At 60.3% G+C, this 12,268-nt stretch carries 7 protein-coding genes; 3 read left to right on the forward strand and 4 right to left on the reverse strand.

What is annotated here, in order from left to right:
• The first annotated feature begins 89 nt into the window (after positions 1–89).
• From OXT71_08445 to OXT71_08455, 3 genes are all read left to right on the forward strand, one after another.
• Positions 90–2,216, forward strand: coding sequence for a hypothetical protein (locus tag OXT71_08445; GenBank protein ID MDE2926412.1), 2,127 nt, complete (start codon positions 90–92; stop codon positions 2,214–2,216).
• 84 nt (positions 2,217–2,300) lie between these two features.
• A complete protein-coding gene (locus OXT71_08450; protein ID MDE2926413.1) occupies positions 2,301–2,657 on the forward strand; it encodes a hypothetical protein in 357 nt (118 codons plus the stop codon).
• An 87-nt stretch (positions 2,658–2,744) separates the two neighbouring features.
• Positions 2,745–3,854, forward strand: a complete 1,110-nt coding sequence (locus tag OXT71_08455; protein ID MDE2926414.1) for a hypothetical protein — start codon at positions 2,745–2,747, stop codon at positions 3,852–3,854.
• An 18-nt stretch (positions 3,855–3,872) separates the two neighbouring features.
• On the opposite strand, the gene OXT71_08460 is transcribed toward OXT71_08455, so the two are convergent.
• The 4 genes from OXT71_08460 to OXT71_08475 all read right to left on the reverse strand — a co-directional run bounded on the left by OXT71_08460 (position 3,873) and on the right by OXT71_08475 (position 12,167).
• A complete protein-coding gene (locus OXT71_08460) occupies positions 3,873–4,952 on the reverse strand; it encodes a hypothetical protein (protein ID MDE2926415.1) in 1,080 nt (359 codons plus the stop codon).
• A 71-nt stretch (positions 4,953–5,023) separates the two neighbouring features.
• Complete coding sequence (locus tag OXT71_08465; protein ID MDE2926416.1) at positions 5,024–6,700, reverse strand: hypothetical protein; 1,677 nt, start codon at positions 6,698–6,700, stop codon at positions 5,024–5,026.
• Positions 6,701–6,811: 111 nt separating this feature from the next.
• Complete coding sequence (locus OXT71_08470) at positions 6,812–10,378, reverse strand: TonB-dependent receptor (protein ID MDE2926417.1); 3,567 nt, start codon at positions 10,376–10,378, stop codon at positions 6,812–6,814.
• Between the two features lie 607 nt (positions 10,379–10,985).
• Positions 10,986–12,167, reverse strand: a complete 1,182-nt coding sequence (locus OXT71_08475) for a transposase (protein ID MDE2926418.1) — start codon at positions 12,165–12,167, stop codon at positions 10,986–10,988.
• Positions 12,168–12,268 lie beyond the last annotated feature (101 nt).

A 12,268-nucleotide genomic window follows, 5' to 3' on the forward strand; every position in this document is an offset into this window, starting at 1 on the left:
GGAGAGCCAGTGTTGCCGAATTGTTCGACCTTCAAGCGATCCATATCCGCACCATGTAGCGGTCTTCCACGTCCAGAAGGGAACATCACATGAAGCCGCATGCAGCACTTCTTCTGTTTTGCGCCTTGCCGGTATTGACGACAGTGGACGCTTGGGCTGAGTTCAGGGCCGGGGCAGCGGTGGTGGACGTGACGCCCCTGCAGTTCCCGGTCGTCGTCAACGGCGGCCTCGTCGCCCGCACCGTCGACCAGGTGAAGACCCCATTGAATGCACGGGCGATCGTGCTCGACGACGGACGGGTGCGTCTCGGGATGGTGGTTGTCGACAGTTGTTTTATGCAGCGTCCGTTCTTGGATGAGGTGAAGCAACTGGCGGCACGGCGAACCAAGATCCGAACCGATCGGATGCTCATCTCGGCGACGCATACGCACTCCGCGCCGTCGGTCGCGGATAGCATGGTGCACGCTGACCCGACTTACCTGCCCTATCTTCCGGGGAGGATCGCTCAAGCCTTGGCCGAGGCGGAAGCCAACCTCGAACCCGCTCAAGTGGGCTGGGCGATCGTGAACGCCGAGAAATTCACGGCCACGCGGCGCTGGATTCGCCGGCCGGATCGAATTGTCGACGACGTATTCGGCAACCCCACCGTACGCGCGACCATGCACGCCGCCAGCAACTGGGACAACGTCACCGGCCCCTCCGGTCCGGAGGATCCGGACCTGTCGCTGATTTCCTTTCAAGCGTTGGACGGCCGCCCGATCGCGGTGCTGGCCAACTTTTCCATGCACTACTTTTCGGGCGAGCAGGGCCTCAGCGCGGACTACTTCGGATTGTTCTGCGAAGGGCTGAAGTCCCATCTTGGCAACGACCATGCCGACAGCGATCCTCCCTTCGTCGGGATCATGTCGCACGGCTGTAGCGGAGATATCTGGCGGCGCGACTACGCAAAACCCCCGGCCTCCAGGTATGAGCCTACGATCGAAGGTTACTCGGCGGAGATGGTGGACCTCGTCCTCGGTGCCTATGGCACGATCGAATATCGCGAGGATCCGGACTTGGCCATGGCCGAGAAGCGACTGGAACTCAAGTATCGCGTCCCGGACGGACAGCGCCTGGAGTGGGCCCGCCGAATGGTCGAAGCGATGGGAGACCGGATCCCCAAAGTGAGCGTGGAAGCCTACGCTCGTGAGCAAATCGTCATGCACGAACGGCAGTCGACCGAAATCGTGGTTCAGGCCGTCCGCATCGGCGACATCGCAGTCGCAACGACTCCCACCGAAACCTATGCCCTCACCGGCTTGAAGCTGAAGCTGCAGAGCCCGCTGCCGAAGACCATGGTCATGGACCTGGCCAACGGCGGGGATGGCTACATTCCGCCACCCGAACAGCATTTTCTCGGAGGCTACAACACGTGGGCGAAACGCGGGGCCGGACTGGAGATCGAGGCCGAGCCGAAAATCACCGAAGTCGCCCTCCAGTTGTTGGAAACAGTGGCCGCCAGACCCCGGCGTCCGTACCGACAGAGCCGAGGTCCCGCCTTCGACCTCCTCCTGAAGGCCGGACCCGCGGCCTATTGGAGACTCGATGAATTCACCGGTTCACGGGCCCTGGATTCGTCCGGCCGGGATCGCGACGCGCTGTACGAGCCGGGCGTCGCGTTCTTCCTCGAGGGTCCGCGCTCGGAGGCTTACTGCCTGGACAATGAGCAGAATCGAGCTGCCCACTTTGCCGGAGGACGGCTGCGTGCGCGAATTGCCGGTCTGGGCGACCGGTACTCCGTGGTTCTCTGGTTCTGGAATGGGATGCCGACGGATGCACGCGAGGTCAGCGGCTGGATGTTCTCACGGGGGCGGGACCATGGCCTGGAAGGGGACCACCTCGGTCTGGGAGGCACGAGCCATGCGGGTAAGCTTGTCGTCCTCCGCGGTGAGAATGGACGGGGAGGCAAGCTGGTGGCGGGTCGGACGGAGATTCGGCGCTGGACTTGGAATCAGGTTGTGTTCATACGTGACGGTGAAACCGTACGGGTTCATTTGAATGGAGGGCGCCAGCCCGAGATCGAGACCGAGTCAACCGCAGGTTTTCCCGTCCCGTTCGACCAGTTTTTCTTCGGCGGCCGCTGCGACAATCGGTCCAATTGGGAAGGCCGTCTCGACGAGGTGGCGGTGTTCGACCGGGCCCTGTCGGCGGAAGAGATCGAGCAGATGGCTCGTTGACCGCCGAACCTTTACTCCTGCACCCGTTGGAAGGCGGGGAGCTTGGCCTTGTCCGGATGTAATTTCAATTGAATGGGTTTTCCAATGAACCAGAAAAGAAGAGAGTTCCTGCAATCTGCGGCGCTGGGGTTCACGGCCCTGGCTCCCTTGACTTCCTGCGCCGGCAAGCAAGGGAGGCAGACCCTGATCGACGTCGGCTCGCGGCGCGAGCTGTTTGTCGACGACTTTCTCATTGAACGGTTTGAGGGGAAGGCCGAAACGAGGCTGCACCACCCCATTCCGCGTGAGATCGCACTTGTCCACGATGCGCCTTGGGAAGGCACCAGCAGTGGTTATCATACCGTTTTTCAGGATGGCGACCTCTACCGGATGTACTATCGCGGGTCACAGCTCGAGGTGAAAGACGGCCGACTCATCACGAATCGCCACAAAACGGTCTAGTGCTACGCGGAGAGCCGGGACGGAATCGTTTGGACGAAACCGGTCCTGGGCCGGTTTGAGTTCAACGGGTCGAAGCAGAACAACATCGTGTGGGACGGTGTGGGCACTCACAACTTCACACCGTTCAAGGACACTCGCCCGAACTGTCCTGCCGAGGCCCTCTACAAGGGGCTGGGTGGGCTCCGGGGAGAAGGCGGCCTGTTCGCATTCAAGTCGCCTGACGGTATCCATTGGTCGCTGATGAGCGACACCCCGGTCATTACCAACGGAGCGTTCGATTCCCAGAATCTGGCTTTCTGGGATCCGACACTTGGGAAGTACCGGGCTTACTGGCGGACTTTCACGCAGGGGACCACGACGGAAAAGGTCTGGAAGCCGGCCGGCCACCGAGCCATCCGCACGGGATCATCCAGCGACTTTCTCAACTGGGGTGACGAAGCCGACCTGACCTACGAGGACTCGCCCGGCGAGCATCTCTACACGAATCAGGTCAAACTCTACTACCGGGCGCCGCACATCCTGATCGGCTTTCCGGTGCGTTATATCGAACGTGGCTGGTCCGATTCGATGCGTGCCTTGCCGGAGCGTGAACACCGCGAAATGCGAGCCGAGGCCAACCTGCGATACGGCACGGCGATCACGGAAGCGCTGCTCATGGCCAGCCGCGACGGCGTGAGATTCAAACGGTGGAACGAAGCCTTCCTGCGTCCCGGAATCGAGCGGCAGGACACCTGGAACTACAGCCAGCAGTTCACGGCTTGGCATGTCGTCGAAACCAAGTCGGAACTCAAGGGAGCGCCGAACGAGCTGTCGCTGTACGCGAAGGAGGGTGGCTGGACCGGGACCAGTTGTGCGATGCGGCGTTACACCCTTCGCCTCGACGGCTTCGTCTCGGTGAGCGCCCCGATGAGTGGCGGCGTATTGGTGACGAAGCCGCTCACCTTTTCGGGACGAGAACTTCGCCTGAACTTCGCCACCTCCGCCGCTGGTGGTATCCGCGTCGCACTGCGGCGTCCCGACGGATCGCCGATACCGGGATACTCAATGGCGGACTGCAATGAGGTCTTCGGCGACACGCTTGACCGTGCCGTCACCTGGAAATCGGGCAGCGATGTGGGCAGGTTGGCCGGAACGCCGGTCCGGCTCCACTTCCAACTGAAGGATGCGGATCTGTATGCGTTTCAGTTTGTGGCTTGACGGGCCCCATTTGCTCGATCACGGCGTTTGTTTTTCCAGGCGCCATCCCGACCCGTCGGCGCTGAGGGCGCGGTGACCCAGGTAGCGGTCGTTCACGGCGTGCATTTCCTCGATGCTGTCGAAGTAGCCGACGATGAAGGCGGCGCTGAAGGATTCGCCGGCCTTGATCGGCCGACCCCCGATCTCATGGATGAAGATCACGATCCCGGGCCGCTGGTTGCACCACGATTCGTAGACGACGGAGGGTTCAAGTGTGATGCCTGCCAGCCACGGACCCTGTTGGCCCGTTTTCGGATCGCGCAAGCGGTAGGCGCGGATGAAATGCTCCGGCATTTCGTGCGTGTCTCGCCGGTAGTTGAATTTCTCGTCGGGCGGGAAGACGTCGTAGAACTCGCTGGGCGGGATCCGCAGCCCTTCCGGACCACCCAGGTAACTGAGGTAGATCTCGCTGAACGTCTCGCCGCGCCGGTGGCGGACGCAGCCCGGCATGTCGATGCGGAGGAACATTTCGTCCGAGTCGTTGACGCTGTCGATCCGGTCCATCGAGAAGAAGTATCGCTTGCCTTTCGGGAACACCAGTAGCTGAGTCCATTGGGATCCGGCGTTGTAGCCGGGGGCGGCGTACTCGTAACGGTAGGTCGTCTTTACGGCGACGAAATCCTTGCCCCGGATCACCTGGGGTTGGACCGGCTTCATCCGGTGGCAGAGCTGGGGCCCCTCGATGATGCGCTTGGCCCGCTTCCCGTGATTGTCGTTGTTGTAGCGGTAAGGAACCGTCTCGGTCCCTTGCTTCTGCCAGGCCGCGTCGCTGCCGGGCTCCATGATCCAGTCCACGATGCACAGCCCGTCGCCGGCTTCGCGAAAGCCGGTGCTCTTGTCGAGAAACGATCCCTTTTCGATGCCGGTCATCCATTGCTTGGGGTTCTTCTTGGGGATGACGGCTTCGAGTTGGTCGGTCTCGATCCTGATGGTGGCGTCGTCTTCGGTAATCCGCGCCCACGGCGTCTGGCCCGCCGGCTCGGCCGGCAGCGTTCCGGCGCCGGCCAGCGCCATGAGAGTCAGCACCATCAGCGGTTGGGATGAGCGATGGGTTGGCATGGATGTTTCCCTTGTCGTTCGGTCAGGTTGAGATGTCCCGGTTGGAATTGATCCCGAAGTCGAAGGCCCTTTCACTGCCTGAACTGAAAGGCGTACAGGTCGGTATCATTCATGACGAACCGGAGTTTGACCGGCTTTCCGGAGAGGCGACTCACGTCCGGCTCCCGGCGCCAGGTGACAATCCGGTTCATCTCGTTGGTGGTGTGGATACGGTCGCAGTCCGCCAGCCGAAAACCTTCCAGGGGATTGTCGAACTCGTCCAGTATTTCCACCCGGAGTGTGCCCAAGGCTGAGGTGTCGACGTTCAAGGCCAACTCACTACCCTCAAATGTCAGGACGGGGGTGGTGAACTGCCCTCCCGGATACGATGCTCGAACCGAGATGAACCCGTCCCTGCGCAGGACCAGCCGGCTGAGGGCTCGAATGTTGCGAATCGGACCCAGCCCCTCCCTTCGAACCGCTTCGCCTTGAGGCTGAAAGCCCCAGGCATGGATCTGATCGCTTCCGCTGTAGTACATGTACATCTCGCGCCCGTTGAGAGCGGGAACCAGCCCGAGAATCATGTAGTTGGACTTGGAATCGAATTCGCCCTTCATCCCCAGGTCCACAAAGGCGCGGCGGTCGTACCGCTGCCATTCAATGCCATCCCGACTCGCTGCGAAACGGATGTCCAATGGTCCGGTGTTGGCAGCCGTCTGACCTTCCCGGGGCATGGTCTCTCCCTGCTTGTCCCAGAAAGATTCAAAGTCGAAGACCGAATCGTTTTCGAATTCGCGGAGGAACCTGCTGTGGTAGTGGTAATAGGCCGAGGGGAACATGTAGTAGGCATCCTGGGCCCAGGGATACTTCACCGTGGCGTTCGTATACAGATCCATGACCTGGACGTTGCGGTCTTCCCTCGAATCGTAGTGGTGGGGATCCAGGTGATCCACAGCCAGGACGACAGGGGTCGCTTCGGCATTCAAGAACCGTTCGAGACGGCCCGATTCGCTGCGGGCCACGGCCCTGCCCTGGGATCCGGGAGGACGCAGGTTTCGCCGGATGTAGGCCACATACTTGTGGATGCGGTCATCCCAGAAGATCACGTTTTGGGTATCCAGGTGGTGCTTTTTCGACTCGAAAACGATGACCGATTTGCGGGTGAGGCTCCAGTGGATTCCGTCCGGCGAAGAAAACAGGTGCAGGGCGGAGGCGGGGAGCGCAGGCGGGTTCCTGACGTAAGCGATCTGGCGAAATCGCTCTTCGGCAACTGCGTTGGGGTCCAGAAACACGGAGGTGGCAATGAGTTGCTCCTCGAAGCCACCGGCACCGTAGCCAAGAACGATGTTGTTCTCCTTGCTTCCGAAGATCTCTGCCAGACCCAGCATGGGCTTTTCCCAGTGAATCCCATCCCGGGAGCGGGCATAAGCCAGACTCTGAAACCTTCCTTTGTTCCACATCGGTTCGCCGGTGTCGGGATCCCTCTGCTTGGGAGCCCTGGCGCCGTACCAGAGGTGATAGACATCCCCGATCTTGATGACGGTGGAGGAACCGGATATTACGGTTTCCCAGGGGTGTTCCGGCGCAATCGTGAGCTCGTTGGTCTTGATCGGCGGGTGAACGACCAGCTCGACGCCCTCCGAGACCTCCAGGAAGCGCCCGTCGATGAACACCTGTCTTCGGCCGGCGACATCCAGCGGGTCGCTCTGGGCAGGCAGTGCCGTCGGAACCGTCAGCATGCCCAGCAGCGCAAACCAGATTGCTCGCATTCCAAGCCTCCTTCCAATCCAAGGTTGGCAAACCTTGCGGGGCCCACCAAAAAAGCCGGCCGTCAAGCCTGACAGCCGGCTTTCTTTTTTCCGGTTGCAACCGGGCCCGGTTCAGAAAATGAACTTCACACCGAACTGGACGATTCGCGGGCCCGAGGAGAAGCCCTGCGTCCCGAACCCGCTGCTTCTGGGGTTGGTATTGACCGCGTTGCGGTGGGCGCCCCAGAAGTAGTGCGAATTCAAGAGATTATAGGCTTCCAACCGAAACTGGGCGTGAAACCGCTCCCCGATGTAAGTGTTCTTGATAAGAGTCAAACCGACGTCCGTAGGCCCCTGATCCCGAACCCCGGAAAGACGAAAGGGAAAGCTGCGCAGATTGTAGGCAGGCTGTTTGGCCGCGCTCGTCTCAAACCCGGCATTCTGGTTGAACATTCGAGTCGCTTGATGCTGGCTGACCGGAATGTTCTTGATGTTGCCCCGGAAAATAATATTCCCCCAATTCATGGGGATTCCACTCTGCGCGAACCCAATGAAGGTCGCACTCCACCCGCTGATCAGGTAACCGGCAACGCCCGAGTTTGGTCCAAAGCGCTGGCCCTTGCCGAAGGGGAAGGTGAAGGTGCCCGCAAAGCGAAGGACGTGGGGACGGTCGTTGATGCCGATCGCCCTTTCCGGCCCCGGGTCAATACCGAATCCATTGAGGTATTGCAGCTCCTCCATGGTCTTGCCCCAGGTGTAGCTGCTCTGGATGTCCCAGCCCCCAAGGTCCTGGGCCCGGAATTCGACCTGCATAGCGTTGTAGTCAGTCGAGCCCACCTTGTCGGCCCAGGAGCGAAGCCCGGTGATATGGGGATAGGGACGCAGCAGAGACTGCCGTTGGATGGTCGACGACACTCCCAGAGAGCCACCCACACCTTCGACACCCTGGAACGGATTCGGGACCCGCTCCGTCATGTAGTCGATATGGGTCTGATCCCGCTCGATCGACCGGGTCAAGTATTGCCCCGGCAGCCGGTTATGGTCGTTGTTGGCAATGCCGAAGTCCCTGGTTCGATTCCCCACATAGCGCACCTCCAGGGTGGCATTGGGCGACAATCTGCGCTGGATGCCCAACTGAAACTGGTGGGCATAGGGATTTGTGGTACTCCGATCGAGACCGTGGTTCATCCAGATGAGCTGGCCCAGATTGGTTTTAAGTCCATCGCTGGACCCCCTGGGTTGGTTCAAGCCATTGGGGAAGAGATCGTCCAGAGTGCCGGTAAAGGTCAAGCCGGCATCGGTGCTGGAAAAGGCGAATGTGCTGGTGTCGAATCCGGCAATGGGAAAACGGGCCGCGAAGTGACGCTGGTTCAGGGGAATGAACGTACGGGAGTAGCCGCCTTTCAGGACCGTGTGGTCATTCAAGCGGTAGGCCGCGCCGGTCCGCGGAGAAAAGTTGTTGTTGTCGGAATCGTAGACGGTGCGCGGTTCTCCATCGACTCCGGCGAAGATCACGCCTCCCATCAGACGAAACTGATCCACTGGGATTTCCTGAATCGGATTCTTGGCATAATTTGCCTGGACCGCTGCCGAGATCGGATTCTCCACGTCGGCCGCCCATCGCGCGAGAGCCTGGTCATGCATCTCGGTGGGGGGACCTTCGCGCTCCCACCGGAGGCCGAGGTTCAAGGTGAGTCGGGGCGTGACCTTCCAGTCGTCCTGGAGATAGATTCCGGTATAGGTGGAATAATTCGCATAATCCGCGCGTACGTTCCGGTTGGTGGAGGAGTGGAGGCCCAACAGAAAGTCTGCCAGACCGTGGCCCCGCGGCGGGGGCGGCGAGTTGTCGAAGGGACCACTGGTAAATTGACCGGTGAAGAAAGTTCGGGCTTGATCGCTTCGAACGGAGTTGTAGACATAGCCCCGCCAATCGGCTCCGAACCTGAAACTGTGGTTCCCCGAAATCTTGGTGAAGTGGGCGGAAGCGCTTCGAATCTCGTCGACCTGCAGGCCCGGATCGAAATTGGTGAACCCGTTGTGGCCACCGGGAATGTTGCTCAGTTTGGGGTAGCCGGTGATTGAAACATAGGGAAAACCGGTGAACTCGACGTCAACAAACTCGGCCATATTGGTGGGGAGGTCCGCCCAGGTCAGTCCCCCCGCATTGTTCCGGGACCTCGACGTATGCCGATTGTTCGTGGCGCGAAAATCAGCCACGAAAGTGGGGTCGATGGTCCAGACGTCGCCGATCGAGAAATTCCAAATCTGGTGTCGCGTACCGTGCACGTCGACGCAGTCGCAGCCCGGACCTCCCGGGTGGTTGTCGAACATGGTCCACCCGCTGGAAGGACCGTCTGAATTGAGATACCTGCCGAACAAGGTGTGGGATTCGTTCAAGTCATGGTCGATTCGAAGCACCGTGTGCCGGTCCGTTCGGGGCAGCGGGGTATAGCCTTTGTCGTAAAGATAGTTGCGAAAGCCGTCCGGACTCGCCCCACTCGAATTGTTGGGGGCGAGGAAGAACTCGAGGAGGGGCGCCGCAATCGGGTGGATGCGGCTGGATGGAATGACATTGTTGGGGAAGGGTTGGCGCTCCACTCGCCCCTCCGCGTTCAGAACCCCGGTCATTGGATCGTAGAGCTGATACTCCGGATCCAGTGCCAGCAGGTCCGAAAAGTCGCCGGACTTGTGCGCCGCTCTGGGTACGGTTGCCTGAGAGTCGCCGAACCTGACCTGTTCCCAATGGGTCCAGCCCAGAAAGAAGAAGGTCTTGTTCTTGATCACCGGACCTCCTCCGGTAAAACCGTAGCGCTTGTAGGGGAAACTGCTTCGCTCCTGTCCCGCCCGGTTGCGGACCCAACTGTTGGCGTTGAACATGTCATGGCGCCCGAAGTAAAAGGCCTCGCCGTGATAGTCATTGGTGCCCGTCTTCATGATGACGTCAATGGTCGTGCTGCCGGTATGCCCCACACTGGCATCGAAGGTCGTGGTCTGGATGCGCACTTCCTTCACCAGTTCCGTGGTCGCATTGAAGGAAACGGCGCCCCCGTCGACCGCGTTGTTCCGCTGCGTATTGGGAGTTCCGTCCATCGTGAACTCGGCAGTTCCCGTGGGCATTCCGTTGAACCGGACCAGACCGGACCCGGCCCGCTGATAGGGCTCCTGGTTCATGCTGAAGTTGCCATACCCCGCGGCGGAGTCGGCCGAGGGTGAAAGCAGGAACAGATAAGTGGGATTTCCCTGGCCGATGGGCAGCGAAGTCAGCGGCTTCTGCCCGAAGGCGACGCCCAGATCGGCATCCGCCGACTGGAGCAGCGCGCGATCGGAGGTCACCGTCACGCTGTCTTCGACCTCCCCGACTTCGAGACTGAGGTCGATCCGCACCCGCTCGTTGCTGGCGACGGGAATGTCCTCGACGACAGCGGTCTTGAAGCCCGCCAGTGCGGCCTCAATCCGGTACTGGCCGGGGAGCAGTCCCGGAGCCTCGTAGTAGCCGCTGTCGCTGGTAATCGTATTGTGGCCAATGTTGGTGGATTGATTGATGACCCTCACCTCGGCTCCCGGGACACTGGCGCCGCTCGCGTCGACGACCAGGCCCGAGATGATGGCCCGATGTCCCTGAGCCAACAACGCCGAGCCGGCGCCCGTCAGGCAAATCAAACAGATTGCGATCACGGTCCTGTAATTTACGGCCCACATCACGACCTCCTCCCGTTGGCGGATAAAATTGTCGGCCTGGATGGCAAGATCACGCTCTTAGAAAAACTCAGTCAAAACCAGCCGGTTTTTTCCCTGTTTTTCTGTCCGTGGTGAAAGTCGCGTGCAGCCCCGGTCGAATGCCGTGGCGATTATTACCACAGGCAGTTGGAAGAGAAATTGCTAGGTTACTAGCAGTGTCCTAAACCTTGCCCTGAAGTATAGCAAGATTGGTGCCATTTTGCTCTGGAAGCGTACCAAGTGCAGTCAGCTTCGTACTTATGTCAACCGGACGGCGGTCGCAAGCAACCGCCAGAACCCAAAATTTTGGATGCCCAAGAGGCCAAAAAAGGCAAACAATCAAGAATTTGGATTTATCGGTTGCTCTTGCCACCCGTCCTATTCGCCTGTGGCAAAGGTCCGGAAGAGTCCGTCCGGCAATTTGAAAACAGTGCTATGGCGGCGGGAAAGAAACCGTCCGGAGGACGGCAGCGTGAGATGTGGGTGGCGACGGAGAAACTGCCGTGCAGCCCCGGACTTTTTCCCCACCGGCGGCCATCGTAAAGACCGCGGACACAATCAGATGGATTTTTGAGGCTTATATACTTGGCTAGCCACCGGCCCTTCCAATACACAGTTCCGGCGCCACGCTCGGCCCATCGGCCCACGTTCCGGCGCCCAGGGCGGAAACCCCAGCCCTGAGAATGTTGATCGCGGCGTTGTGGTCGCGATCCATTTTGAGTCCGCAGGAGACGCAGCGATACATCTCGCTCCTCCCAGGTTGGTTCCTGGCACCACACCGGTGGCAGTCCTGCGACGTGTATTCAGCGTTGACTTCCACGAACTCCCGACCGGCCCACTCTGCCTTGTACTGGAGTTGATTACGGAGAAGCCCCCAGGATTGGGTGAGGATCTCCCGATTCAGACCCCTCTTGTTCGGGCCCTTCTTGGTCATCCCCTGGACGTTCAGCTTCTCCACTGCGATCAGTCCATGCTCACGGACGATCCGGGTCGTGGCCCGATGGCATGCGTTCCGGCTACGGACGCCCTCCCGGAACCGAATCGTCGCCAACCGTCGAACTCGCTTCCGGCGCCGGTTCGACCCGCGCTGGCACCGGGAAACCTTTCGCTGCTGCTTTCGGATCTCTCCCCAGTCCCGTCGATTCCGTTCGATCCTCTCACCCGAGGACAGCACCGCCCGCTTGCGGACTCCCAGGTCGATCCCCACCGAAGACCCGCATTTCGGTAGCGGCTGTTTCTCCACCTCGTAGGTCAGGTCCACATACACCCGGTTCGGCTTGCGGACGATCCGCAACGCCTTCAACGGGCATCCGTGCGGCAACGGACGGGACGGAAAGATCCGGATCGTCGGGAAGCCCTTGGGCCGGATGGCGTAGCCTCGAGCCCGCTTCTTCACCATCGTCGCCTTCGGGTCGACGACGTCGATGGTCTCCATCCTCGCAATGGGCCGGAACCGAGGATACCCTGGCTTCTCCCCCGCCTTGCAGCGACGGAAGAACGCCTTGAAGGCCCGGTCCAATCGTATCAACATTCCACGCTCCGCTTTGACCGCCACGGACCCGAGCCCCTCCGGATCGTCCTTCCTCTGGGAGGTCAACCCCTTCATCTGATCGTACAGGGTCACGCCGCGTTGCTCGGATTCCCAGGCCGTCTTGCGTTCCTCCAATGCAGCATTGTACAGCCGATTCAGGACCGACCTCACCCAGTCCAACCGTCGGAGTCCGCCCTTGGACAGCTTGGCTCTGCACTGGATAGTGGCGCGAGCTTTCATGGTAGGAATTGTCGAACAACTGTGTGACGTCTTGGCTTGTTTGTTATATGAGCCCCCGATTTTTTCTGTTGCAACGAGCCTTGGAATATTTGATGTACAAT

The sequence above is a fragment of the Acidobacteriota bacterium genome (genome assembly GCA_028874215.1).
In the GTDB taxonomy this organism is placed as follows: Bacteria; Acidobacteriota; UBA6911; order RPQK01; family JAJDTT01; genus JAJDTT01.

Coding starts and splice junctions, on each gene's coding strand:
- OXT71_08475 (MDE2926418.1), bottom strand. CDS start 12,167: ATGAAAGCTCGCGCCACTATCCAGTGCAGAGCCAAGCTGTCCAAGGGC.
- OXT71_08445 (MDE2926412.1), top strand. CDS start 90: ATGAAGCCGCATGCAGCACTTCTTCTGTTTTGCGCCTTGCCGGTATTG.
- OXT71_08470 (MDE2926417.1), bottom strand. CDS start 10,378: ATGTGGGCCGTAAATTACAGGACCGTGATCGCAATCTGTTTGATTTGC.
- OXT71_08460 (MDE2926415.1), bottom strand. CDS start 4,952: ATGCCAACCCATCGCTCATCCCAACCGCTGATGGTGCTGACTCTCATG.
- OXT71_08465 (MDE2926416.1), bottom strand. CDS start 6,700: ATGCGAGCAATCTGGTTTGCGCTGCTGGGCATGCTGACGGTTCCGACG.
- OXT71_08450 (MDE2926413.1), top strand. CDS start 2,301: ATGAACCAGAAAAGAAGAGAGTTCCTGCAATCTGCGGCGCTGGGGTTC.